The organism is Thalassospira sp. CA1 (assembly GCF_059052855.1).
This window is the reverse complement of record NZ_JBZCIA010000004.1, coordinates 272,295-297,276: the sequence shown is the minus strand read 5'-3', so window position 1 is coordinate 297,276 and position 24,982 is coordinate 272,295. Positions and strand designations below refer to the sequence as shown.

At 54.8% G+C, this 24,982-nt stretch carries 25 protein-coding genes; 12 read left to right on the top strand and 13 right to left on the bottom strand.

Annotated elements, in window-relative coordinates; translation table 11 throughout:
• The first annotated feature begins 73 nt into the window (after positions 1-73).
• Both AC5Q5A_RS09970 and AC5Q5A_RS09965 read left to right on the top strand, forming a co-directional pair.
• Complete coding sequence (locus AC5Q5A_RS09970) at positions 74-904, top strand: methyltransferase domain-containing protein (protein ID WP_493895156.1); 831 nt, start codon at positions 74-76, stop codon at positions 902-904.
• Positions 905-980: 76 nt separating this feature from the next.
• A complete protein-coding gene (locus AC5Q5A_RS09965; RefSeq protein ID WP_493895155.1) occupies positions 981-1,820 on the top strand; it encodes a substrate-binding periplasmic protein in 840 nt (279 codons plus the stop codon).
• A 99-nt stretch (positions 1,821-1,919) separates the two neighbouring features.
• Here AC5Q5A_RS09965 and AC5Q5A_RS09960 read toward each other — a convergent pair whose 3' ends face one another.
• The 3 genes from AC5Q5A_RS09960 to petA are packed head-to-tail and all read right to left on the bottom strand — an operon-like array spanning position 1,920 to position 4,520.
• Entirely contained in the window at positions 1,920-2,696 is a 777-nt protein-coding gene (locus tag AC5Q5A_RS09960) for a cytochrome c1 (protein WP_063088699.1), read from the bottom strand.
• Entirely contained in the window at positions 2,689-3,957 is a 1,269-nt protein-coding gene (locus AC5Q5A_RS09955) for a cytochrome b (RefSeq protein ID WP_063088700.1), read from the bottom strand. The genes AC5Q5A_RS09960 and AC5Q5A_RS09955 overlap by 8 nt, the downstream gene beginning before the upstream one ends.
• Positions 3,958-3,968: 11 nt before the next feature.
• Positions 3,969-4,520: a ubiquinol-cytochrome c reductase iron-sulfur subunit gene (petA, locus tag AC5Q5A_RS09950; RefSeq protein WP_008889443.1), complete on the bottom strand. Its 552-nt coding sequence runs from the start codon at positions 4,518-4,520 to the stop codon at positions 3,969-3,971.
• A 392-nt stretch (positions 4,521-4,912) separates the two neighbouring features.
• Here petA and AC5Q5A_RS09945 point away from each other — a divergent pair, with 392 nt between their 5' ends.
• The gene (locus AC5Q5A_RS09945; protein WP_493895154.1) at positions 4,913-5,392 is read left to right on the top strand and encodes a tRNA (cytidine(34)-2'-O)-methyltransferase; all 480 of its coding nucleotides are present in this window, start codon (positions 4,913-4,915) and stop codon (positions 5,390-5,392) included.
• A 50-nt stretch (positions 5,393-5,442) separates the two neighbouring features.
• Positions 5,443-6,321 carry an oxygen-dependent coproporphyrinogen oxidase gene (gene hemF / locus AC5Q5A_RS09940; RefSeq protein ID WP_493895153.1) on the top strand — a complete coding sequence of 293 codons (879 nt, stop codon included), beginning with the start codon at positions 5,443-5,445 and terminating at the stop codon, positions 6,319-6,321.
• Positions 6,322-6,379: 58 nt separating this feature from the next.
• Here hemF and AC5Q5A_RS09935 read toward each other — a convergent pair whose 3' ends face one another.
• From AC5Q5A_RS09935 to AC5Q5A_RS09920, 4 genes are all read right to left on the bottom strand, one after another.
• Positions 6,380-6,688, bottom strand: coding sequence for a type II toxin-antitoxin system RelE/ParE family toxin (locus tag AC5Q5A_RS09935; protein ID WP_210514671.1), 309 nt, complete (start codon positions 6,686-6,688; stop codon positions 6,380-6,382).
• Positions 6,685-6,936, bottom strand: a complete 252-nt coding sequence (locus AC5Q5A_RS09930; RefSeq protein ID WP_296990511.1) for an antitoxin — start codon at positions 6,934-6,936, stop codon at positions 6,685-6,687. Before AC5Q5A_RS09930 ends, AC5Q5A_RS09935 begins: the two co-directional genes overlap by 4 nt.
• Positions 6,937-7,044: 108 nt before the next feature.
• Positions 7,045-7,998 carry an agmatinase gene (gene speB / locus AC5Q5A_RS09925; RefSeq protein WP_493895152.1) on the bottom strand — a complete coding sequence of 318 codons (954 nt, stop codon included), beginning with the start codon at positions 7,996-7,998 and terminating at the stop codon, positions 7,045-7,047.
• Positions 7,999-8,093: 95 nt separating this feature from the next.
• On the bottom strand, positions 8,094-8,978 hold the full coding sequence (locus tag AC5Q5A_RS09920) for a choline sulfate utilization transcriptional regulator (protein WP_338186371.1): 885 nt from the start codon (positions 8,976-8,978) through the stop codon (positions 8,094-8,096).
• A gap of 248 nt (positions 8,979-9,226) precedes the next feature.
• Here AC5Q5A_RS09920 and betC point away from each other — a divergent pair, with 248 nt between their 5' ends.
• Both betC and AC5Q5A_RS09910 read left to right on the top strand, forming a co-directional pair.
• Entirely contained in the window at positions 9,227-10,741 is a 1,515-nt protein-coding gene (gene betC, locus AC5Q5A_RS09915; RefSeq protein ID WP_493895151.1) for a choline-sulfatase, read from the top strand.
• A 225-nt stretch (positions 10,742-10,966) separates the two neighbouring features.
• Positions 10,967-12,616, top strand: a complete 1,650-nt coding sequence (locus tag AC5Q5A_RS09910) for a BCCT family transporter (RefSeq protein WP_287444963.1) — start codon at positions 10,967-10,969, stop codon at positions 12,614-12,616.
• Positions 12,617-12,716: 100 nt separating this feature from the next.
• On the opposite strand, the gene AC5Q5A_RS09905 is transcribed toward AC5Q5A_RS09910, so the two are convergent.
• From AC5Q5A_RS09905 to AC5Q5A_RS09895, 3 genes are all read right to left on the bottom strand, one after another.
• Complete coding sequence (locus AC5Q5A_RS09905) at positions 12,717-13,277, bottom strand: DJ-1/PfpI/YhbO family deglycase/protease (RefSeq protein ID WP_493895150.1); 561 nt, start codon at positions 13,275-13,277, stop codon at positions 12,717-12,719.
• A 290-nt stretch (positions 13,278-13,567) separates the two neighbouring features.
• The gene (locus tag AC5Q5A_RS09900; RefSeq protein ID WP_493895149.1) at positions 13,568-14,515 is read right to left on the bottom strand and encodes a hypothetical protein; all 948 of its coding nucleotides are present in this window, start codon (positions 14,513-14,515) and stop codon (positions 13,568-13,570) included.
• 192 nt (positions 14,516-14,707) lie between these two features.
• On the bottom strand, positions 14,708-15,604 hold the full coding sequence (locus tag AC5Q5A_RS09895) for a branched-chain amino acid aminotransferase (protein WP_008889455.1): 897 nt from the start codon (positions 15,602-15,604) through the stop codon (positions 14,708-14,710).
• A gap of 113 nt (positions 15,605-15,717) precedes the next feature.
• On the opposite strand from AC5Q5A_RS09895, the gene AC5Q5A_RS09890 reads away from it, so the two are divergent.
• From AC5Q5A_RS09890 to AC5Q5A_RS09880, 3 genes are all read left to right on the top strand, one after another.
• Positions 15,718-16,233 (top strand): MarR family winged helix-turn-helix transcriptional regulator, encoded by a 516-nt coding sequence (locus AC5Q5A_RS09890; RefSeq protein WP_008889456.1) that lies wholly within the window; start codon positions 15,718-15,720, stop codon positions 16,231-16,233.
• Between the two features lie 104 nt (positions 16,234-16,337).
• Complete coding sequence (locus AC5Q5A_RS09885) at positions 16,338-17,066, top strand: response regulator (protein WP_493895148.1); 729 nt, start codon at positions 16,338-16,340, stop codon at positions 17,064-17,066.
• A 45-nt stretch (positions 17,067-17,111) separates the two neighbouring features.
• Positions 17,112-18,446, top strand: a complete 1,335-nt coding sequence (locus AC5Q5A_RS09880; protein WP_286791700.1) for an ATP-binding protein — start codon at positions 17,112-17,114, stop codon at positions 18,444-18,446.
• A gap of 70 nt (positions 18,447-18,516) precedes the next feature.
• Here AC5Q5A_RS09880 and AC5Q5A_RS09875 read toward each other — a convergent pair whose 3' ends face one another.
• Positions 18,517-19,212, bottom strand: a complete 696-nt coding sequence (locus AC5Q5A_RS09875) for a nitroreductase family protein (protein WP_493895147.1) — start codon at positions 19,210-19,212, stop codon at positions 18,517-18,519.
• A gap of 433 nt (positions 19,213-19,645) precedes the next feature.
• On the opposite strand from AC5Q5A_RS09875, the gene AC5Q5A_RS09870 reads away from it, so the two are divergent.
• From AC5Q5A_RS09870 to AC5Q5A_RS09860, 3 genes are all read left to right on the top strand, one after another.
• Complete coding sequence (locus tag AC5Q5A_RS09870; RefSeq protein WP_063088712.1) at positions 19,646-20,422, top strand: ferredoxin--NADP reductase; 777 nt, start codon at positions 19,646-19,648, stop codon at positions 20,420-20,422.
• Between the two features lie 223 nt (positions 20,423-20,645).
• Positions 20,646-22,136, top strand: a complete 1,491-nt coding sequence (locus AC5Q5A_RS09865; RefSeq protein ID WP_493895146.1) for a methyl-accepting chemotaxis protein — start codon at positions 20,646-20,648, stop codon at positions 22,134-22,136.
• 227 nt (positions 22,137-22,363) lie between these two features.
• Positions 22,364-23,716 carry a PAS domain-containing protein gene (locus AC5Q5A_RS09860; protein ID WP_493895145.1) on the top strand — a complete coding sequence of 451 codons (1,353 nt, stop codon included), beginning with the start codon at positions 22,364-22,366 and terminating at the stop codon, positions 23,714-23,716.
• Positions 23,717-23,805: 89 nt separating this feature from the next.
• Here AC5Q5A_RS09860 and AC5Q5A_RS09855 read toward each other — a convergent pair whose 3' ends face one another.
• Both AC5Q5A_RS09855 and AC5Q5A_RS09850 read right to left on the bottom strand, forming a co-directional pair.
• A complete protein-coding gene (locus AC5Q5A_RS09855; RefSeq protein ID WP_063088715.1) occupies positions 23,806-24,153 on the bottom strand; it encodes a tRNA-binding protein in 348 nt (115 codons plus the stop codon).
• A gap of 190 nt (positions 24,154-24,343) precedes the next feature.
• A complete protein-coding gene (locus AC5Q5A_RS09850; protein WP_063088716.1) occupies positions 24,344-24,796 on the bottom strand; it encodes a phasin family protein in 453 nt (150 codons plus the stop codon).
• Between the last annotated feature and the right edge of the window lie 186 nt (positions 24,797-24,982).

Sequence of the window (24,982 nt, the reverse complement as noted above, 5' to 3'; positions counted from 1 at the left end):
AGCAGCAACCACTGTCTTGAAACAATCACGCAAAAACATTCCCGTGCTGGATCTGGGATGATAGGCTGATCGCATGCGTCAGGATGTCGTTGATCTTCACCGTTTTTATGCCAGCAGTATCGGACAAGCCGCCCGGCGTCTGATCCGCAGGCGTTTGCGCGTCATGTGGTCGGATGTCCGGGGGATGCGCGTCCTTGGTTTTGGCTATGCCACGCCGTACTTGCGCCCCTTCATTGGCGAGGCAGAGCGTGTCATGGCCTTCATGCCAGCCCAGCAGGGCTGCGTTCATTGGCCTGCAGGTGAAGACAACCGTGTGGCGCTGACCGAAGAAACCATGTTGCCGCTGCCTGATAGTTCGGTGGATCGCATTTTGGTCGTGCATCTGGTCGAACATACGGACTCGATGCGTCGCCTGATGCGCGAATGCTGGCGGGTGCTGACCCCCAATGGCCGGATTGTCGTGGTGACACCGAACCGAAGCTCGCTCTGGTCATGGTCGGAAAAAACGCCCTTTGGCTATGGCCATCCCCATAGCGTCTCACAGCTGCAAAACCTGCTGCGTGAAAACATGTTCCTGCCGATCCAGCATAGCCGCGCACTTTTCATGCCGCCGACCAACATGCGGCTTTTGCTGCGCTGGTCGCAGGTATTTGAAAATATCGGATCGCGCCTGTTCAAGGCCTTTGCCGGTGTTTCGATTGTCGAAGCCGGTAAGCAGCTTTACGCCAGCTCCGGCACGCCACAGCGCAAACGTCGTCTGGTCCACATCCCGGTGACGGTCCCGCCACTGCGTCCGGCCGATGGCAATCAGCAGCACCGTCTGTCGCACGACCGGAGGGATGAGTGTCAAAACGGCCCGTCGGATGAAGACAAACCAATACAGCCTTCGGCATCAGACCAGTAAGTCCGTAAAATCACGGCATGTTTTGTTACATGATGATAATTGACAGGCACGCTATGGTTGTCTGCATAATAACATCATGTCATTGAAATCTGTTTTGCGAAACACAGTCAGGTTTACCGGACGCGCGCTGTTTGGCGGTGCGCTGTTTCTGCCATTGCACGCCGTGGCCGAGCCGGTGCAAAACAGCAACATGCCCCGCACCATCACGCTGTACGCCGAAGACAGCAACGCACCCTACGCGTTTCTTGATGGGGTCACGCCAGAAGGCATTTATGTCCGCATCCTGCAGGAAGCATTTGATCGCCTGCCGGGCTATCAGCTCGATATTGTCAATGTGCCGTTTCGCCGCGGGATGGAGCTGCTTAAGGATGGCAAGATCATGGGGTTCTTTCCGCCTTACGCGCGCGGGGATCGCGACTGGATCGAACGCTATTCCATCCCGATCCTGCGCGAAACCGTCGTGGCAATCTGCAGCAAGGATTACGCACAAAGCAACGATCTGAAGCGCTTCCCCGATGATTTCAAAGGCGCGCGCTTTGCCAACAACGCCGGATATCGTCTGGCCGGGCCGGAATTCTTTGACATGGTCGAGGCCGGCGAGATTGCCCTTGAAGAAGCCAACACCACAGCCAGCAATCTGCGTTTCCTGATGGCCGGCCGTGTCGATTGTTATGTCAATGAACGCATGGCCATTCTGGCCGGGATGCGCGAACTGGCCGTCGACAAGGCAGTCGCGCGTCTGTTTGACGAGGCCGCGATCATCGGGCACGAATTTGGCTATGTTGCCTATGGCCCGGACCCGGAAGGCAAATGGCCCTATCGCGACCAGTTTGCCGGCGCCCTTGATCGCGTGCTCAGTGACATGCTCGCAAGCGGCGAGATCGACCGGCTGGTTGTTTCCTATTTCTCTTATTGATATCGCCCGCCATATCCTGCGGGGCGTCTGACCGGCGCACAAAAAAACAGGCCACCGAATGTCGGTGGCCTGTTTCAATATCGGGCAGATCAGGACGTCTTAGTGTTCGACGTCGCGCCAGATCTTGCGTTTGACCGCATACAGCATTGCCGTCAGAACCAGCAGGAACAGGATCACTTTCATGCCAAGCGCCTTGCGGGCTTCAAGCTCCGGCTGTGCCGTCCAGTTCAGGAAGGCGGTCACATCACGTGCATGCTGTTCCAGGGTCATCGGGGTACCATCCGTGTACTCGACCGCTTCATCATAAAGCGGCGGTGCCATGGAGATCTGATGACCCGGGAAGTAGTGGTTGTAATATTTCCCGTCCGCAAGGTCGAAGCCCTCAGGTGCTTCTTCCTCATAGCCGGTCAGAAGGCCGAACACATAGTCCGGACCACCCACACGGGCCTTGTTCATCAACGAAAGATCCGGCGGAATCGCGCCGCCATTGGCAGCCGCAGCCGCCTTCTCGTTGGGGAACGGAGACGGGAAGTAATCCGAAGCAAGACCCGGACGGGTGAACATGTCACCATCGTCATTCGGACCGTCTTCGATGTCATACTCGGCTGCAATCGCCTTGATCTGGTCTTCGTTGAACCCAATGCCTTCAAGGTTACGGAAGGCAATGAAGCGCAGGCTGTGACAACCGGCACAGATGTTCTTGTAGACCTGGAAGCCACGCTGCAGCTGGGCACGGTCATACGTGCCAAACAGACCCTGCCAGCTCCAATCCTGTGCCTCGGGCACCGGCTGATCGCCGGCAGCCTTGGCTGCACCACCAGTGAATGCGGTTACCGCGAAGGCGGCAGCAATTGCGGTCAGTGCGAACTTACGCATTTGCACCCTCCTTCAAAACAGATTCGCTGATGCTTGCAGGAAGCGGCTTGGTTCGTTCCATTTTTCCAACCAACGGCATGACCACAAGGAAGTGTGCAAAGTAATACAGCGTCGAAAGCTGACCCATCACGATGACTTTCAGACCCGGAATACCCAGGAAGTAGTCATCCGGTGCCTTCGCCCCGCAATAGCCGAGAATGAAGGTATCGATCACAAACAGCCAGAAGAACCATTTGTAAACCGGACGGAATTTCGAGCTGCGCACCTTGGAGGTATCAAGCCACGGAATAACGAACAGGATCACGATCGAGGCAAACATCGCCAGCACGCCAAGCAGTTTTGCCGGGATGCCAAAGATGGTGAAGTCGATCGAACGCAGGATCGCATAGAACGGCAGGAAGTACCATTCCGGCACGATGTGCGGCGGTGTGACCAGCGGGTTCGCCGGGATGTAGTTATCCGGGTGGCCCAGGAAGTCAGGTGCAAAGAACACAAACACCGAGAAGAAGATCAGGAACACGCCCATGCCGTACAGATCCTTGATCGTGTAGTACGGATGGAACGGAATGGCATCCGCCGGGGTCTTGATCTCAACACCGGTCGGGTTGTTCGAGCGCACGGTATGCAGTGCCCAGACATGCAGGACAACAAGGCCCAGAATGACGAACGGCATCAGATAGTGCAGCGAGAAGAACCGGTTCAGCGTCGGGTTATCAACCGAGAAACCACCCCAAAGCCAGGTCACCAGCGGATCACCGATGATCGGGAAGGCAGAGAACAGGTTGGTAATAACCGTTGCACCCCAGAAGGACATCTGGCCCCACGGCAGGACATAGCCCATGAACGCGGTTGCCATCATGGCAAGCAGGATCAGGATACCGATCCACCATAGCATCTCGCGCGGTGCTTTGTATGACCCGTAATACAGGCCACGGAAAATGTGAATGAACACAACGATGAAGAACATCGAAGCGCCGTTCATATGGATATAGCGGATCAGCCAGCCATAGTTCACATCACGCATGATGCGCTCGACCGACTCAAAGGCCATATCGGTATGGGGGGTGTAGTTCATCACCAGGAAAATACCGGTGAGGATCATCGTCACCAGAACAAAACCGGCCAGGGAACCGAAGTTCCACATATAGGACAGGTTTTTCGGGGTCGGATATTCGTATGCAGAGTGGTGCAACATGGAGATGACCGGAAGACGGTCGTCAACCCACTTGACCACTTTGTTGTTCCACTGAGGTGCGCTCATTAACCTGCTCCTTACCCGATCCGGACCGACGTGTCGGTCAGGAATTCATATTCCGGAACGACAAGGTTCAACGGCGCGGGGCCGCGGCGGATACGGCCCGACGTATCATAGTGCGAGCCATGGCATGGGCAGTACCAGCCATCATAATCACCACGGGTTTCGCCTGTGGCAGTGCCCATCGGAATGCAGCCCAGATGGGTGCAGACGCCGACGACGACCAGCCACTCTTTCTTTTCGACACGCGCATCGTCGGTCTGCGGATCGACGAGTTCGTTCAATGCGACGTCTTCGGCCTCATTGATTTCGCGTTCGGTACGATGGCGGATGAAGACAGGTTTGCCTCGCCACATGACCTTAATTGCCTGACCAACCGGGATGTTGGCCAGATTAACCTCAACCGAGGCAAGTGCGAGAACGTCCTTGGACGGGTTCATGCTGTCCACGAACGGCAACAACGCGCAACCAACGCCAACGGCGCCAACTGCTGTGGTCGCCAAGGTCAGGAAATCCCTGCGGTTCTCGTCCGGCTGGTGTTCGCCGGAGGAATGCACCGTTTGCGACATAATTAATCCCTCTTTCTGCCCCCAAAACAGGCATGCGGAATGCCAAACCAAGACTTAGGGCATTCATGTTTACATTCCATTGATGAAAATCAAACAATCTTGCCACTCAAAGCCCTTAGGCCTGTTTGACGGTCCGTATACTAACAAAAATTCGGTTTGTTAAGGAGAACTTGGAGTTGCAAATTGTTTGCATTCAACAAGATCATTGGGTTTTGCGCTGCACAATTCGGTAAAACATAGCGTAATTGCGGGTATCCCGCCCTTTGTACGCCAAGGACTTGTGGCTTTAGTTCTTCATATTCCAAAAAAGTCTAATAGCGGCGTTAACGGGTAATTATATGTCGCTGATGAACTGATTCGACATTTGTTCACCAACGATTCTAAAAGAAGCCATGAGAATTTGTTTATTCGAACCCGACATCCCGCAAAACACCGGCACCATCCTGCGCATGGCGGCCTGTTTTGGCCTGCCGGTCGATATCATCGAACCGTGCGGCTTTCTTCTGACGTCCGGTGCGCTTAAGCGCGCCGGGATGGATTATCTCGAAAAGGCCGATTATATACGCCATGCCGACTGGCGCGCCTTTGTCGAAGCCCGCCAGGACGGAACCGTGCCGGGGCGTCTGGTGTTGCTGACGACCAAGGGGGCCGAACCCTATTGCGATTTTGAATTTCGCGCCGATGATCTCCTGATGCTGGGTTCCGAAAGCAAAGGGGTGCCTGACAGCGTCCATGATTATGTCGATGCCCGCGTCGTCATTCCGATGAAGCCGCAAATGCGCTCGCTGAATGTCGCCATGGCAACCGCAATGACATTGGGCGAGGCGCTCCGACAGACCGATGGCTTTCCTGCAAGCCGACCGAGTGAATGAACCAAGTGAGTAACGCAATGACGGACGCAAAAATTGCTGCAAAACAGGCAATGAAGACGAGCACCGACCATAAGGTCGAGGATGCCGTGATTGCCAAACGCAAACAGATCGCCCGGGACTGGTTCCGCCAATTGCGTGATGACATTTGCGCCAGTTACGAGGCGCTTGAAGACAGCTACGAAGGACCGCTTTCCGATCGTGCACCGGGGCGGTTCGAGCGCACCGTCTGGGAACGCGGCGAAAATGAAGGTGGCGGCGAGATGTCGGTCATGAAGGGCCGGGTGTTTGAAAAGGTCGGGGTCAATATCTCGGTCGTGCATGGCGAATTTTCTGAAAAATTCCGCAAGGAAATCCCCGGCGCCGATGAAAACCCCAACTTCTGGGCCGCGGGCATTTCACTGGTCGCCCATCCTTGCTCGCCCCATGTTCCGGCCGTGCACATGAACACGCGCCACATCGTCACCACCAAGGCATGGTTTGGCGGTGGTGCCGATCTGACCCCGGTCTTCCCGCAGGAAAAAGACACCGCCGATTTCCATGGTGCGCTTAAATCTGCCTGCGATGCCCATGGCGATGACTATTACGACCGCTTCAAAAAATGGTGCGATGAATATTTCTGGCTGCCACACCGTAACGAACCACGCGGCGTTGGCGGGATTTTCTATGATTATCTCGATGCCGACTGGGATGCCGATTTCGCCTTTACCCAGGATGTCGGGCGTGCGTTTCGCGATATCTATCCGGAACTCGTCAAACGCCACTACAACAAGCCCTGGACCGATGACGAACGCCGCGCCCAACTGATCAAGCGCGGTCGCTATGTCGAGTTCAACCTGCTCCATGACCGCGGCACGCGCTTTGGCCTGATGACCGGCGGCAACACCGAAGCCATCCTGATGTCGCTTCCGCCCGAAGCCAACTGGCCGTAACGCCTGACACCGTCATCCTCGCGAAGGCGGGGATCTCGTGCTGCTTGCACCGACCTTGCTATCGAATTCTGTCCGCCAATCGCGTCATAAGGTCCATACGTTCATGGAAAATCGCCACGACCAGTGCGGGCGCATTTTCGCGCGGAAGACAAAAGACGTAATGTTGCGCGCAGCGCACCATCCGAAGATCTGGAAAAAGTTCGCTCATGTCATGGAATGAACCACGCCCGGCGACAAGATCATCAATGCCCTTTTCCAGCGTGGCGACATAGCGCCGCACTTGTGCTGGGCCCCACTCCTTGTTGGTATATCGAATGATCCCGCGCAGATCGGCTTCTGCCTCTGCGCTAAGGACATACCCCGTCACGCAGGCTTCTCGCTCAGTTCTTCCTCAAGAATTTCAGAGATATTTTTGGACGAAACGTTCCCCGCAACCCCATCTTCGATGCGGTTTTCGAGTAAGGTTTTCAGCTCCATCCATGCCTTGTCGGCATTGGCATCGTCCGGGAATAACCGTTCGAGTGCGTACTGCTTGATGGTCTTGCCCTGCAAGGCGGCCGTCGCCTTCAGGCTTTGATGCTGCTGGTCGGTGATGTCGATCGTCAAGCGGCTCATAGGGCAATCTCCCAACAAATGTACAAACCCACATTACCACATATGTGGGTTTGTTGCTATGACCTGATCCTGTTCATCAAGCGGACGTTTTTCCAGCGGTGTCTGCCACTATTTGCCACGCGCAGCAAAAATCCGCCCGATGGTATTAAGCAATATCTGTGCTGCCAGAATGGCGGTTGTTCCGGTGTGATCATAGTCGGGCGCAACTTCGACCAGATCAATGCCAACGATATCGCCGCGCTTGGCCAGACCCGCGATGATTTCCAGCACGTCATAATACAGGAACCCGCCGTGGCTGGGCGTGCCGGTGCCCGGCGCAATTGACGGATCAAACCCGTCAATATCAATCGTCAGGTAGTACCGTTTCCCGGCCGGAATGCGTTCCAGCACACCTTCGACACCAAGCTTGCGGACTTGGCGCACGGAAAGGATGTCTGATCCCTGCGCGCGGGCATAGTCATAGCCCTCCTTGGCGGTGGAGGACACATTGCGAATGCCAAGTTGGGTCATGCCTGTGACCCACGGCTTTTCAATGGCCCGGCGCATCGGGTTGCCATGGCCATTGCGCACCCCGTGGCGTTCATCAACGAAATCCAGATGGGCGTCAAACTGCACAACATGCACCGGTTCCTGTTCGGAAAAGGCATTGATGCAGGGAATGTTGATCGAATGATCGCCGCCCAGAACCACGGGCAGGGCACCGGCCGCCAAAATCTTGCGCACGCCAAACTCGATATTGGCGTGGCTGTTGATCGTGTCGGTATGAATGATATCGGCATCGCCAATATCGACCATCCGGACCCCTTCAAGATAGGTGACGTCATCTTCATGGTCATAAGCCCCGGCATGGCCAAAGGCAAAAAGTGTCGATGCCTCGCGAATGCCGCGCGGACCAAACCTTGCACCCGATCGCCACTGGGTGCCAAAATCAAATGGCGCGCCAAGAATGGCCACATCGGCATCAATCGCATCCCAGTTTTCAACATAGGGGCTTTTGGAAAAGGTCGAAATCCCCACAAAGGGCAGGTTCAACCGCCCGCTGTTATAGCCATGCTCAGACATGAAAAATCCCCTGTCGAAAGTGGTGTGCGCGAAACATTACTCTAGGGGACGGACCGCCTGTGATACAGCAAAACAATTCAGGTGCTTGGCGGCACTCAGGTCTCGTTGATCAACCAATCAAGCAGCGTGGTGGTGGTATTGCTGACCGAGGCACCGGGCACCACCCAGTATCCGCGATCGGCGCGCGCCACTTCGCGTCCGATGGCAACAAGGCTTCCCTGTTCAAGGTGATGATCCACCAATCCGCGCCAACCCAGTGCGACCCCCTGTTCGGCAAGGGCGGCCTGAATGACAAAGCCATAGGTATTAAGCCCAAGATCGCCCTGGGCGGGTTTGCGGGTAATTCCGTGATCGGCAAGCCAGCTTTCCCACGTCAGCCAGCGTGACTTGCCGGCGACTTCGAGATGCAAAAGCGGGGCACGGGCAAATTTGGCTGGATCGTCAAACGGACCGTAGCGTTCAAGAAAGCCCGGTGTGCAAACCGGTACTACCCGTTCGGGGATCAGAAGCTGTGCGGTATCGGGGAAATCATCCGCCGCCCCGAACAGCATGGCGGCATCGGTTTCGCGCGCCATCGCATCATCAAGGCCCTGGGATGCGATGATATGGACTTCGGCCTCGGGATGCAGGCGGCGGAAATCGGTCACACGTGGCATCAGCCAGAAGGCGGCAAAACCGAAATCGGTAAAGATCCGCACCGCATGATCCTGCGTGGTGCGCCGGGTGTCGCGCGCAGCCTTGTCGATGCTCTCGACACTGGTTTTCACCGCCTCAAACAGGATTTCGCCCGCATCGGTCAATCGACTGCCGCCTTGGGATCGGTGCAGCAGCGACACACCCAGCTGATCCTCGACCCGCTTGATCTGATAGGTCACCGCAGGCTGGCTCAAGCCCAGCTCATTGGCGGCCCGTGTCAGGCTGCCAAGCCGCCCGACCGCTTCAAAAATTCTCAGCCAGCCAATGTCGAGGGGTCTTTGCATTATAAAAATTCTTTATGGAAGTGATTAAAAAACACCGGGTTTCTTTGAATGTTGATTTATGGATTTAATGTCGGTCACGCGATCAAGGTCAAGCGGATTAACGACAAGACCCGATAAAAGACACCCGAAAAGGGGCAGGAGTTTTGCGCTTGCTTTGTCTCGCACCAAACGACCCAGGGGTGCTTTTGTCGTCAATGCTGCCATCTCGGTGATCGGCGGATTGCACCCTGTGAAGGAGTGCATAATAAATGACGTCCCCGAATATCCTGATCCTGATGGCCGACCAGCTCAACGGGACCCTGTTCCCCGATGGTCCTGCGGATTTCCTTCATACGCCGCATTTGCGCAAGCTCGCCGAACGTTCGGCGCGTTTCCGCAATTGCTATACAGGTTCCCCGCTTTGCGCGCCGGGACGTGCATCCTTTATGGCCGGTCAATTGCCCAATCGCACCCGGGTCTATGACAACGCCGCCGAATTTTCGTCAGACATTCCGACCTATGCCCATCACTTGCGCCGCGCAGGATATTACACCTGCCTGTCGGGCAAGATGCATTTCGTTGGCCCCGATCAGCTGCATGGTTTTGAAGAACGCCTGACCACCGATATCTACCCGGCTGATTTCGGCTGGACCCCGGATTACCGTAAACCCGGCGAACGGATCGACTGGTGGTATCATAACCTGGGCTCTGTCACCGGTGCCGGTGTCGCCGAGATTTCCAACCAGATGGAATATGATGACGAGGTTGCCTATAACGCGACGCACAAGATTTATGATCTGTCACGCGGTCATGATGAACGCCCGTGGTGCCTGACGGTCAGCTTCACCCATCCGCATGACCCCTATGTCGCGCGCAAGAAATTCTGGGATCTGTATGAAGATTGCCCGGAACTCGAACCCGATGTCGCAACGTTTGATTTCGATGATCAGGATCCGCATTCCCAGCGTCTGATGAAGGCCAGTGACTACACCGCTTTCGATATCAAAAAGGAAGATGTCAGACGCTCGCGTCAGGCCTATTTCGCCAACATCTCCTATATTGATGACAAGGTCGGTCAGATCATGGAGGTGCTTGAAACCACCCGTCAGCTCGATAACACCATCATCATCTTTGTCTCTGATCATGGCGATATGCTGGGCGAACGGGGTCTGTGGTTCAAAATGAGCTTCTTTGAAGGCTCGGCGCGTGTGCCGCTGATGATGGCCGGGCCAAACATCACGCCGGGCCTTTATACCGACCCGGTTTCAAGCCTTGATGTCACCCCGACCGTGGCCGATCTTGCCGGCATTTCGATGGATGAAGTAGCACCTTGGACCGATGGCATGTCGCTGTGTGGCATGCTTGCTGGCAAGGCACGCACCGAGCCTGTCCTGATGGAATATGCCGCCGAAGGGTCCTATGCCCCGCTGGTCTGTATCCGCGAAGGCAAATGGAAATACACCTATTGCACGCTCGATCCCGAACAGCTGTTTGACCTTGAAGCCGATCCCAGGGAACTCACCAACCTTGCAACCGATCCGGCCTGCGCCGACCAGCTTGAGGCATTCCGTGCCCAGCGGGCCGCGCGCTGGAATCTGGAGGCATTTGATTCCGCGGTCCGCGAAAGTCAGGCACGTCGCTGGATCGTCTATGAGGCGCTGCGCAACGGGTCCTACTTCCCGTGGGATTATCAGCCGCTGCAAAAGGCGTCCGAACGCTACATGCGCAATCACATGGATCTGAACGAACTCGAAGACAAACAGCGCTTCCCGCGAGGGGAGTAAGAAGCAGCGTCGGCCAGCCATGTGGGACGGCGGGCCGGCGCTGCCTCAACTCTTGTGTAGCAAGAGCTGAAGAAAGGAAGACCTGAAGTGCCTAATCAAAGCCGCCTTGCTGTCCGGCGCGGGTACGGACCGCATGTTTGATCAGTTTGTCGACCGGGAGACCCCCGGCGCTGATCGGGGGGCATAAACAACGAAAAGTTGGGTACCCGAAACAGTGAGGTAATCATGGACGACAAAATGAAGGTGGGGCCACTCGGGCCCTTCCCGCGGGTCAGCAAGCCGGTCTTTTCCGTCTCGGCAATCCTGATCGTCGGGTTCATCATATTCGGGGCGGTGTTTACGGAAACCGCGGGCGCGCTGTTTGCCGCAGCACAAGCCGCCATCGCAAACTATTTTGGCTGGTTCCTGATCATCGTTGCCAATCTGGCTGTGATCGTCAGTCTTTATCTTGCCATTGGCCCTTATGGGCGAGTGCGTTTGGGACGTCAGACTGACAAGCCCGAATATGGCCTGTTTTCATGGACGGCGATGCTGTTTAGTGCCGGTATCGGCATCGGCTTGCTCTATTGGGGCGTGGCCGAACCGCTTTATCACTATTTCGCACCACCCATGGCCGAACCCGAAACCATCGAGGCCGCCGAACAGGCGATGATGATTTCGTTCCTGCATTGGGGCATCCATGGCTGGGCGCTTTATTGCATCGTTGGCCTGTCGCTTGCCTATTTCCATTATCGCAAGGGCCTGCCGCTTTCGATCCGCTCGGCACTGTATCCGATCATTGGCGAACGGATTTATGGCACCTGGGGCCACGTGGTCGATATTCTGGCCGTGTTTGGCACCATGTTTGGCATTGTCACGACCCTTGGTCTTGGCGTCATGCAAATCAGTTCCGGTCTGAATTCGCTGTTTGGCATTCCCGATACGCTGCCGGTTCAGATCGTATTGATTGCCATCATCACCGTGTTTGCGACCATTTCGGTCATGGCAGGTCTTGATGGCGGCATCAAACGCATCAGTAACCTCAACATTCAGCTCAGCTTTGTGTTGCTCGGCTTTGTTCTGATCTTCGGCCCGACGCTTTTCGTCTTCGACAGCTTTGTTGAAAACGTCGGCAACTATATCAGCAATCTGGTCGTCATCAGCTTCTGGAGCGAAGCCTACACTGACAGCAACTGGCAGGCAGGCTGGACGATCTTCTATTGGGCCTGGTGGGTGTCGTGGTCGCCGTTTGTCGGCATCTTTATTGCCCGCATCTCGCGCGGCCGTACGGTGCGTGAATTCACCCTTGGCGTGCTGTTCATTCCGGTCGTTATCCTGTTCTTCTGGTTTACCGCCTTTGGCGGGGCTGCGATCCATATGGAAATGATCGGCAATCCCGGCCTGATCGAGGCCACCAAGGCCAGTTACGGCAGCGCGATCTTCAAGCTGCTTGAATTCATGCCGCTGACCAAATTTGTCACCACCGTTGTCATCGTCATGATCGTCATCTGGTTTGTGACCTCATCTGACAGTGGGTCTTTTGTCATCGACATGCTGACCGCCGGTGGTGACGCCGATCCGCCCCGTATTCAGCGCCTGTTCTGGGCCACGACCGAAGGCGTGATTGCCGCGGTCCTTCTGATCGCGGGCGGGCTTTCCGCCCTGCAAGCCGCGGCGGTTGTGGCGGGCTTCCCGTTTGCCGCCGTGATCCTGGTGATGATGTATGGCTTGCTGCGTGGCCTTGGGCGCGATTCCCTTGTGCTCTATCGCTACAAGCAATGGTACGAGACCGAGCACGAGGCAGAACACAACCTGCCCAATGCCTATGTCGACGAAACCGAACTCCCCGATGTTCACCCGGGGCCGTCAATCACCGCACCACGGCATGCTGAATAGCGAGGCCAAATTGGTACGGTAAGACACAAACACAAAACGGACGGATGGCCTGTGCCATCCGTCCGTTGCCTTAAGGGTGCTTAGACTATCTTGGTCGATCTTATGCCGCTCGCTGGTGATGGGTGCCTTCGCTGACTTCCTCGACGATTTTGCTGACAAAGGCATCAAGATCCTGCGGCGAACGCGACGTCACAATGCCGTCTTCGCAGACCACAGCCTCGTCGCGCCACAGCGCACCGGCATTGAGCATATCGGTCTTGATTGATGCAAATGACGTTGCATGACGATCACGCAGTGCTCCGGCCTCGATCAGAAGCCACGGGCCATGGCAAATGGCGGCAACCGGTTTGCCCGATGCGACAAACTCGCGCACCAGACTGACTGACGCTTCGTCATTGCGCAGCAGGTCCGGGTTGATCTGCCCGCCGGGGATGACCAGCGCGTCATACTCTTTGATATCGACATTTTTGACTTCGACATCGACATCGACCGTGTCGCCCCAATCGCTTTTATCCCAGCTTTTGATCGGATCAGATTTGGGGGATGCGATTTTGACGTCGGCCCCGTGGTTTGACAATTTTTCAAGCGGAACACGCAGTTCAGACCGTTCATAGCCATCGGTGGCAAGAATCAGAATTTTTGCGGTATCAATCGCAGGCATAATGTCGCTCCTTTCATTGGTCGGGCATTACACCTTACCAACGGCTGCGATGTTTTTTCGTTCCGGATTTCAATGTGATCATTTTGTGGCACGGGCGCAAAAATGCTGTGAAACACCGCATTGCCTCTGATGCGCTTTTAAATTGTATGAGGATTTATATTCCGCCTTGTCAGTGGTCTGTTTGACTGCCGGGCAACGGGCGGCAATCCCGCTTATCCGTCTGAAAAACAGGCGACTTGTAATCCTCATACTTTAAGGAATACGGCGTGTTTGCGGCCGGGCGGGGAAGCTCAGTTTGACGGGATGGTTCTCTGGTGCGCGAGCTGATCTTCTGTCGGGTTCAGGATGCGCCAATCACGGACCTGTTCATTGATGATGCCGCTATTTGTCAGGCACTGATGAATGAACCCGTTGGCGTGCAGGGCATCGATCCCGGTATTGAGCGCCGCAACGATCTTTTCCGCATTCGGCAATGCGCGCGAAATCATGAAATGCTGGCTGGCGGGCAGGATCACCTTGACGCCGGGCATCGGATAAAGCCGGATATCCTGAAGATTGCGCACCATGCCGGGCCCGCTGGAAAATTCCAGCAAGGTAAAGTCGGCCCGACCGGCATTGATCAGCGCATAGATCTGCTCCTTGGTCGCCGCACTGGTCAGGCTTGCAGGGGCCAGACTTTCAAGCACTTCCCAATCCAGACGCCAGGTGCGAATGGACACCGCACTCATGTTATGCACATCGGAAACAGGCGTATCACTGCTAAGCACGAAGGTGTCCTGACTGACATATATGCCTTTCTCCACCTCGCCCCGGCGCAGGATCGGCAGTGATTTCAAGACTTCAGGATCCGCATCGATATTAAAATCCCAGTCCGATTTGATATCGGCAAAGCCTTCGCTGACCATCTTGCGGCTGCGTTCGGAATTGGGCGATGGCACGACCTGTACCCGGGCGGCAAGCCCCCCGGCATTCAGCGCTTCCTGCAAGATGGAATACATCACCAGCGACGCACTGTCGGGGCGATTGGCAAGGCAGGACCGGCAGTCCGGATTGTTGTCATTCTGGCAGGAAAAAACCCTATCAAACTCGCTTTCGCGTACCGGAAAGCGGATGTCGAGACCGTCTGTGGCATTTGCCGGGCTGCTACCAATAGCTGCCAGCGCAGATACAACAAGGCTCACAGCAACAAAGATGCTGGTTTTGACAGTCTTGCTCACTGCGCCCGTGCGAGGGGTCATGCGGTGGTCCGGTAAAGGTGGCGTTATATGTGATCGCAATCGATAGGATATGTGACCACACAATCAGGATGTCATCCACCACCGAATGAAAAATTTCGCCATGTGACAAAATTCAACAAAAAACACCCCGGTGTGAAACATCCGGGGTGTTTTTCAAAAAATGTGAATAATCGATCTGATTATTCAAAAAAATCATTCAGCGGCAACAGCCGTATTTTCGCCGCGCACCAGCGCCATATAGTCTTCCATCATGGTCTTGCAGACCTGACCCGGGGTGAAGGTATATTGCCCGATTTCCGCCACCGGCGTGACCTCGGCCGCGGTGCCAGTCAGGAAGCATTCTTCGAAGCCTTCCATTTCCTCAGGCATTATCGCGCGTTCAATCACTTCATACCCCCGCGCCTTGGCAAGGCCAATCACGGTACGCCGCGTAATGCCATCCAGGAAGCAATCAGGCTTCGGCGTATGGATCTGGCCATCCTTGATAAAGAACACGTTGGCACCGGTCGCCTCGGCAACCTGACCACGGTAATCAAGCATCAGGGCATCGGCATAACCCTTGCGCTCTGCCTCGTGCTTGGACAGGGTGCAGATCATGTAAAGACCGGCAGCCTTGGCATTGGTCGGTGCAGTGTTCGGTGCCGGACGGGCCCATTTCGACAGATCCAGACGAATGCCTTTGAGGCGTTCTTCCGGCTTGAAGTAGCTTGGCCATTCCCAGCAGGCGATCGCCACATTGATGCGCGTGGTCTGGGCCGAAACGCCCATCATTTCACTGCCGCGCCAGGCAATACGACGAATATAGCCATCGGTAATGTCGTTCGCTGCCAGCGTTTCGATGACGGCGTCATCGAGTTCGGCAGCGCTATAGGGGATTTTCATGTCCAGGATTTCGCCGGACTTGATCAGGCGTTCGCCATGTTCGGCCAGCTTGAAGACCTTGCCGTTATAGGAGCGTTCGCCCTCAAAAACCGCACTCCCGTAATGGACAGCGTGGCTCAGCACATGCAAAGTGCTTTCACGCCATGGTTTAAGTTCACCATTATACCAGATATAACCATCACGGTTATCAAAGGTCGGAGCTGTCATTTGCCAAATTCCATTTCAAGAACGTTCCTGGACGTAACTTTATGTCCTTATTTGTCTGGTCGGGGTAACATTCATAGATTAATGTGTCAATATAACTGACATAACGGATAAGCATGGCAGATATCTCTACACGCAAGGTCAACCCTCTTTTCCTGAGGGAAGAAGAGCTTAGACAAGGCATTGAATTGCTGTTCTATGCCTACCGTGATTTCACCGAAGTCGCGGACCAGATGCTTGCGCAATATAATTTTGGTCGCGCCCACCATCGGGTCATCTATTTCGTGAGCCGAAACCCCGGTATTACGGTCAGTGACCTGTTGTCGATTCTCAAGATCACCAAGCAGTCCCTGTCACGCGTGCTGGGTCAATTGGTGCGCGAAGGTTTCATCGAACAAAAGACCGGTGTGCAGGACCGCCGTCAGCGTTTGCTGACCCTGACTGAAAAGGGCGAGGCGCTTGAGCGCGAATTGACCGAACAGCAACGTGCCCTGATTGCCGCCGCCTATCGCGAGGCCGGTGCAGAATCGGTCGAGGGGTTCCGCAAGGTCATGATGGGCATGATGGATGAAAAGGACCGCAAGCGGTTCGAGGATGACGGTCCCGGTGGCCTGCGCCGCCGTGCCGGATGAGGCGGATGTCAGATCTGTCATAATTTTGACGTCGTCATGCTTACGCTTTTGAAAGACTTTGCAGCCAAATTGTTCTCCAGCGATCCTGAACCCAGGGAAATCCGATGACCGGTGCTGATCAGCCACATGTTCTTGTGGTCGATGATGATGACCGTTTGCGTGACCTTCTTACCCGCTATCTGGGCGAGAACGGCTTTAACGTATCTGCCGCACGTGATGCTGCGACTGCGCGTGCCAGCCTTGCTGGATTGCAGTTTGATCTGATCGTGCTGGACGTTCTGATGCCCGGCGAAAAGGGCGTTGATCTGGCGCGCAGCCTGCGCGAAAGCGGATCAAAGGTTCCGATCCTGCTGCTTACAGCACTGTCCGAGACCGAGGACCGCATCGCAGGTCTTGAAGCCGGGGTAGATGATTATCTGGCCAAACCGTTTGAGCCGCGCGAGCTGGTGCTTCGCATTGAGGCAATCCTGCGGCGCTATGGCGAGCTGCCCGAACCGGAAAACTCAGGATCGCCGGGCGCATCTGACAATACGGCATCGTTTGGCGCGTTCCGGTTTGATGTGACACGCATGATCCTGCAACGTGGGGACGAGCATATCTATCTGACGACGGCGGAGCAGGCCTTGCTGGCAGCGCTTGTCAAACGACGCGGGCAGACCACATCGCGCGAGCAACTTCAGGGCATGATCAGCGGCAATGCCATTGATCCTAGCGCGTCGCGCAGCATTGATGTGCAGGTCACCCGCCTTAGGCGCAAATTCGAAGAAGACCCCAAGCAACCAAGATACTTGCAGACAGTACGTGGTCAGGGCTATGTCCTGTATACGGATTGAGGAACGCAAAATGAGCGACCATGAAAACGGACAGGGATAAGCAGCGTGGGTAGCGAACAGAACGGACGGATCAAGTCATTGATGCCGACGGGGCTTTTGGGCCGGTCGCTTCTGATCCTGATGACGCCGATGCTGCTTTTGCAGATCGTGACCGTGCTGATCTTCTTTGAACGGCACTGGGACACGGTTGCCCGCCAACTGAGCCGGGGGCTCGCCGGGGATGTTGTTTTCGTGATCGACTATCTGGGCCAGTATCCTGATCCGGACCATTACGAGTGGATTCAGAACACGGCGCGCGCGCGCATGGAGCTCGACCTGTTTTTCGAGCGTGACGCGATCCTTGAACGTCAGATTACGGAACCGCCCTTTGGTTTGGTGTCCGAGGAACTGTATGTCGCGTTGGATGAACGCCTGCAGCGACCGTTCTTCTTTGACCTTGACATTGATGACCGCAAACTTGAAATCCGCGTACAGCTAAAAGACGGGGTGATGTCGATCATCGCCCCGCGCAAGCGCCTGTATAACTCGACCACCTATATCTTCTTTATGTGGATCGCGGGGTCTGCCTTGATCCTGTATGGGGTGGCGGTGATCTTCATGCGCAATCAGGTCCGTCCGATCCGACGTCTGGCCAAGGCCGCAGATCAGTTTGGGCGCGGGGTAGATGTGGATAACTTCAAGCCCGAAGGCGCGGCCGAGGTGCGTATGGCGGCGACGTCGTTTATGTCGATGCGCGATCGCATCGGGCGGCATTTGTCGCAACGAACAGCCCTGCTTGCCGGGGTGTCACATGATTTGCGCACGCCACTAACCCGCATGAAGCTTGAACTGGCCATGCAGCAAAGCTCGCCCGGTGTCGATGCCCTGAAACAGGATGTCATCGACATGGAACGCATGGTTGATGCCTATCTGGCATTTGCGCGCGGCGAAGAGGGTGAAAAGGCGGTTCTGACAGATATTGGCAAGCTTCTGACCGATCAGGTTGGCGAGGCATTACGTGACGGGCAGCAGATTGATCTTCATATCGAAGACAGCCTGGAGATGGAGCTGCGCCCACAATCGATGAAGCGCTGTATCGCAAACATCATGTCCAATGCCGGGCGGTATGCGACAAACTTGTCGGTGCGTGCGGGGCGTCGGGGACAGGATTACGAGATTGTTTTTGACGATGATGGTCCCGGCATTCCGGCCGACAAACGCGAAGAGGTGTTCAAGCCGTTTTACCGTCTTGAAGAGTCGCGCAATCAGGCGACCGGCGGCGTCGGGCTTGGCATGACCATCGCACGTGATTCCGCACGTGGTCACGGTGGCGAGGTCCTGCTTGAAGATGCGCCGGGCGGTGGGCTTCGCGTGCGGTTGGTTCTGCCAATCGGGCATTAAGGTCTGAGCATTGAATTGCAAAAGCCCCGCCATTGAACGGCGGGGCTTTTTGTTTGAGCGGTGCGGGTGATCAAAAGAAGGTCGCGATTTCCGAGAGGTCCTTTTTCTCGGTCGCGTGAGCTGGGATGGTGGCATTCGCCGCCGGGTAGCCGGTGACCAGCAGGATGTAGGGCTTGTTGTGATCCGGGCGACCGCAGATATCGGTCAGGAAGCTCATCGGGTTTGGCGTGTGGGTGAGGGTGGCAAGGCCTGCGCGGTGCAGGGCGGCAATCAGAAAGCCCGTGGCGATGGAGACGGATTCCGGCACGTAATAGTTTTTGCGAAGTTTGCCATCGGCCGAGGTGCTTTTGCGTTCTCCAAAAATGCAAATCAGCCACGGGGCAGTTTCCAGAAACGGTTTGGCGTCATCTGTGCCCAGCGGTTTGAGGGCATCGAGCCATTCTTCGCCAGCACGGCCTTCATAGAACGCGCGTTCTTCTTCCTCTGCCGCCAGGCGGATTTTGCGTTTCATCGCCGGATCGCCAATCACTGAGAAATGCCAAGGCTGATGGTTTGCCCCGTTTGGTGCGGTGCCCGCAGCACGGATGCAGGTTTCAATAATGTCGCGCGGCACCGGGCGGTCAGAGAAATCGCGGACGGTATGGCGGGTTTTGATGTCGTCGTAAAAACCTTTGGCGCGTGCGCGCATCTCTTCCACGTCATATTCCTGATAGTCGGGCAGCGGAATTGGAATGAAGTCTGTGGTCAGAGGCTTGTTCGACGGCATGGCGCTTCCTGATTGTTTTTGTTTATCGGTAAAGCCTGATCTTATGAAGCGTTGATCTGCGCGACAAGGCCAAACGCCGGCGCACACCGAGACGTGAGAGACGAACGATTACCAACCAACATTGCCCGCATTCATTGCGATGTGTCATTGCATCAAGTGGCAGGCGGGCTTATCAAACCGCACAGAGATTGTTTGGCGTGGAACCAACTCGTTCCAGGGGCGGGTGGAACGCAAAAGGGTATTTCACACTAAATATACATAAAAGTATGTAATTCACACAAAATGACAATAAATTTTGATTGTTTGCTTGCGATATACGCTTGACTGATGTTAAATCGCGGCAACTTGGCATGGAATGCGTGCCGGGATATATACTCCGTGTTTCCCGCCACGGTTCCACACTCAGACAGACGAAACGGATTGATGTAGCGTTATGGCCAGCAATTTAAACGAAGAAACCGTCACCTATGTCCACCACTGGACTGACACTCTCTTCACGTTCAAGACCACCCGTGATCCGGGCTTCCGATTCATCAATGGTCAGTTCGCCATGATCGGCCTCGAAGTTGATGGCAAGCCGCTTTTGCGCGCCTATTCGATGGTCAGTGCGAATTATGATGAAGAACTTGAATTCTTCTCGATCAAGGTGCCGAACGGTCCGCTGACATCACGTTTGCAGCACATCAAGGTTGGCGACAAGATCCTGGTTGGGCGTAAACCCACCGGCACCCTGATCCATGACAACCTTTTGCCGGGCAAGAACCTGTGGCTGCTGTCGACCGGTACGGGCCTTGCACCGTTCATGAGCGTGATCCGCGATTACGAGACCTATGAGCGCTATGAGAAAGTGATCCTGGTGCATGGTTGCCGCGAAGTCCGCGAACTGGCCTATCAGGAATTCATTCACAGCGAACTGCCGAACAACGAATTCTTCGGCGAAGATGTTCAGAACAAGCTTCTGTATTATCCGACCGTCACCCGCGAAGAGTTCAAGCATCAGGGCCGTATCACCGAACTGATGGAATCGGGCAAGCTTTATGACGACCTTGGTTTGGAAAAGCCGACACTTGAAAACGACCGTTTCATGCTGTGCGGCAACCCGCAGATGATTGCCGACACCCGCAAGATGCTTCTTGAGTGGGGTGGCAAGGAAGGCAACATGAACGAACCGGGCCACTTCGTCATCGAAAAGGCGTTCGTCGAGAAATAAGCATCCAGCCACATTTTGGCCGAGAGATCAGAAGGCAGCATCCGTCGGGTGCTGCCTTTTTGTTTGGGCGGAATCCGGGGTTTATATCAGGTTGTATACGTAGGTATATATGCCTCCCCAAATGGGGATGTTTGAAATTTTCGCAGTCGCGTAATTTGAGCTCATGAAGCGTCAGGTTTGGAAACTTGTTCAATGTCCTGGTGCAGTGTCAATGGAGACAGAAATGGGCTTTTTCAGTATTTTCAAACGTTCCGGTTCCCAGAGTGCTGCCATGACTTTGGGTGCGCTTGAGCAATCACTTGCGGTCATTGAATTTGATCTGCAGGGCAAGATCCTGCGCGCGAACAAGAATTTCCTTGATGTAATGGGTTATGAGCTTTCCGAGATCGTCGGAAAGCACCACGCAATGTTCGTGCCCGAGGAAATTCGCAAAAGTCCGGATTACGATGCCTTTTGGTCTGATTTGCGCAAGGGCTTCTTCAAAAGTGCCGCATTCCCGCGCATCACCAAGACCGGCGGACGTGTCTGGATCGAGGCAACCTATAACCCGGTGCGCGACAGCAAGGGCAATGTTACCAAGATTGTGAAATTTGCATCTGACATCACCAAGCGTCAGGAAACCATGGCCGATTTCGAAGGCAAGGTGAATGCGATCAATCGCAGCCAGGCTGTGATTGAGTTTGACCTAAACGGCAATATCCTTGATGCCAATGACAACTTCCTGTCGGTGATGGGCTATCAGCTTTCGGAAATTGTCGGTAAACATCATCGCATGTTTGTTGATCCTGATTATGCAAATAGCCGTGACTACGTCGATTTCTGGCGCGAACTCGCCAAAGGCAACTTTACCGCCCAGCAATTCAAACGATTTGCGAAGGGTGGCAAGGAAATCTGGATCGAGGCATCCTATAACCCGATCTTTGATGCCGACGGCGTGCCGTACAAGGTGGTGAAATATGCCAGCGACATCACAGAACAGGTCAAACTTCTGACCGACCTGAAGCAGATGATCGACAGCAACTTTGGCGAAATTGACCAGAGCCTGGGTGAGCTTGAACAGCGTTCCACGGTTGCGCATTCGAGCTGTGAAGAAACATCTTCGAATGTGCAAACAGTTGCTGCGGCGGCTGAAGAGCTTGCTGCATCTATTGCCGAGATTTCCCGCAGTATGGCGGAGGCGCGCGCATCAACCGATCAGGTGTTTGAAAAATCCATTGCCGCAGGTGCATCAACTGAAAAAATGAGCGAAGTCGTCACCGCCATGAGCAGCATCATTGATGTCATTCAAGGTATTGCAGGGCAGATCAATTTGCTGGCACTCAACGCGACGATTGAATCCGCCCGTGCTGGCGAAGCAGGCAAAGGCTTTGCGGTTGTCGCCAATGAAGTCAAAAACCTGGCCAATCAGGTTGCCAAGGCCACCGAGCAGATTACTGGCGAGATCGAAGGTGTCCAGAACATTGCTGGCGAAGTTGCCGGCGTGCTGGGTTCCATCCGGACCGAAGTTGAAGATGTGCTGAACAATGTCACCACGATTTCCTCGGCCGTCGAGGAACAGAGTGCTGTGACCCAGCAGGTTTCAAGCAACATGCAAAGTATGGCAAATTCGGTTGAGCAGTTCGCAAGCAGCGTGAACTTTATCCGCGATGCGTCCTCGATCGTATCGGGCAGTGTCGGGCGGACCCGAGAGGCGGCACTGGTGCTTGCGCGCTAAGGGCGTCCGGACCAGAGCTCAGACCATATTGAACAAAAAGAGGCAGGATGCATTTGCATTCTGCCTCTTTTTGTTTGTGAATGCATTGCTTGTGGGGATTATGCCAAAATATATACGTAGGTATATTTCCCCTCCCCAAATGGGGATGTCGTATCAGGCATGGTCAGGCGATAGTCGGCACATCAAATGAACCCGTTTTGCGTAGTTGCGATATGCCGGAGTTGTCCATGAATTCACTGACATCCATAACTGTTGAAACCGCCGATGAGTTCGATGACGTCTTCGGCTTGATTGACGCGTCGTTTTCTGTTGCGGAGCTGGACCTGACGGGCAATGTCATCTGTGTGAACGATAATTTCCTTGCATTAACCGGATATGACGAAAAAGAGGTTCTCGGTCGTCACCATTCGATGTTTCTGTCGGACGATGTGGTTGAGGCAGCCGAGTACGGTCTGTGTTGGGTTGATTTGCGGGCCGGTAAATCCAAAAGTGTTATCTTGCCGTGGATCACCAAGACCGGGGAGCGCAAGTGGGTTGAAGAAACCGTCGGTCCGGTGAAAGATCGCAATGGCAAGGTCATCCGCATTGTCCGGCTTGGCGTTGATGTCACTTGGCGTCATGACAGTTTGGCCGACCTGCAAGGCAAAGTGGATGCGATTGAACATAGTCAGGCCGTGATTGAGTTCGACACCAAGGGCAACGTCCTGACAGCCAATTACAATTTCCTCGTCGCCATGGGTTACAGCCTGTCGGAAGTGGCTGGCAAACATCACAGCATGTTTGTTGATCCCGAATATGCCGCGAGTGCCGAGTACCGTGCATTCTGGCGAGCGCTGGCAAAGGGAAAAAACCGGGCCTGCCAGTTCAAGCGCTTTGGCAAGGACGGTCGCGAGGTCTGGTTTGAAGCGAGTTATAGCCCGGTTTACGGGGCCGACGGGAAAGTTTGCAAGATCGTCAAATTTGCCACCGATATTACCGAACAGGTCACGTCACTGGCCAATTTGAAATCGACACTTGAAACCGGTTTCGGCGAAATTGATCAGACCGTTGGCAAGATTGATCAGCGTTACGAGGATATTGCGGCATCATGGCGTCAGGCGCATGCGCATCTGGAAGTCAGTGCGATGGTTGCCGGACGGCTTGTCAGCAGTGTGGATGAAACAGCCCAACGCATGACCGAGCTGCGATCGGTTGCCGATCACGCATTCGATCATGCAATAGAAAGTGACGGGGCGATTGCATCGATTGAAAAGGCACTTGATGTGTTGCGCGACTGCGCACGCGATGATCCCGCCATTATTGAGCAGATCGAAGTTTTGGAAAAATGCGTCGGTGAAACGGCGCGTGTTTCGACAGCTGTGCGGGGGGATCTTAAGGCGATGCTCAGTCGGGTGGCGGTGGTTTCGCTGGCTGTTTCACAGCAAGCAGAAATCACCCATCAGGTCAGCAGCGAGATGCGCGGCGTACAGACGTCCGTCGAGACATCCCAGAATTTGTTCAAGGACATGATCAAGGCGTCGGAAGACATTCCCCTGATTGTTGGCCGAACGCGTGAAGCATCGGGCATTTTGGCACGCTAACCCTGCCGGGAGCGTGACACGAGCGGGAAAAGGGCGGGTATCGCAATGACGATATCCGTCCTTTTCTTTTGTGCCTAACGCTACGTGCTCTAAAACAGGCGCGACCCGTTTGGCACATCCTGGTCCGGGCGGATCAGAACAATGCCCTTGTCGTCATCCCCGTCGGGAAAACCAAGACAGAGGAATTCTGACATGAAGGGGCCGACCTGTTTTTTGGGGAAATTGACCACCCCGGCGACCTGACGGCCAATCAGCTTTTCGGGCGTGTAGTGTTTGGTGATCTGGGCCGATGTTTTCTTTGTCCCGATCTCGGGCCCGAAATCGACCCAGAGCTTAAGTGCTGGGCGGCGGGCCTCGGGAAATTCCTGGGCGTCGATCACGGTGCCGACCCGAATGTCGACCTTCAGGAAATCATCAAAACTGATTTCGGTGCTCATGGCTGTCTCCTTATTTTGGAGTCAGCTTAGTAAGATCGAATGTTTCTGGTAAGCCCAAACCATCAACGCGATATGAATTCCGGAGTTTGGGCAAAAACGCGTGATTGGGGACAGGGGCCACAAAAGAAAAATGGCAGGACCATAAGGCCCTGCCATCAAGTAGATTACGGGAATTTAACAGCCAAAGCTGTTACTTCGAAGCTGCGGTCTTTTCGATAGCAGCTTTGAATTCGTCAAGGGATTCGGTAAAGCGAGTCTGCAGAAGAGCAAGCGCTTCTTCCTGGGACTTGGTTACCAGACCTGACAGTTCCTTGGCATTTGCAAGGGCTTCTTCGTAAGCCGTTTTTGCAGCTTCGGTCTGTTTTGCAGCCGAAGCCATCGGGTCGTCAGCAGAAGTAGCAGCGAAATCTTTGCCCTGGGTCTGAACTTTATCCAGCAGCGTTTTGAAGATCTCACTCTGGCGCTGAGCGACAGCCTGGAAACCGTCGAAGGCCACCTTGTTGGCTTTGGTCAGGGCTTCCACGTTTTTACGCTGGAAAGCCATCATTTCGTTCACGTCTACACCCGGAACTTTGAAGTCCGCAGTGTATTTGGTGAAGTCGAGATCAAAGAACGGATTGGTTGCCTTTTTTGCGGCGGTCATGGTTTGCACTCCATTAGTTTGCGACAGATATGCAATGAGGCGCTATTGTGCGCCGCACAAATTCAACTGCAATATGCCGGAATGATCGCCTGTCGTCAAGGATTATTTTGCACTGCACAAAAACTTATAGGTTATTGTTTTGTGTCAAAATCATAACCTTAGGTGTATAGTCGGTTTTTGCGTTTC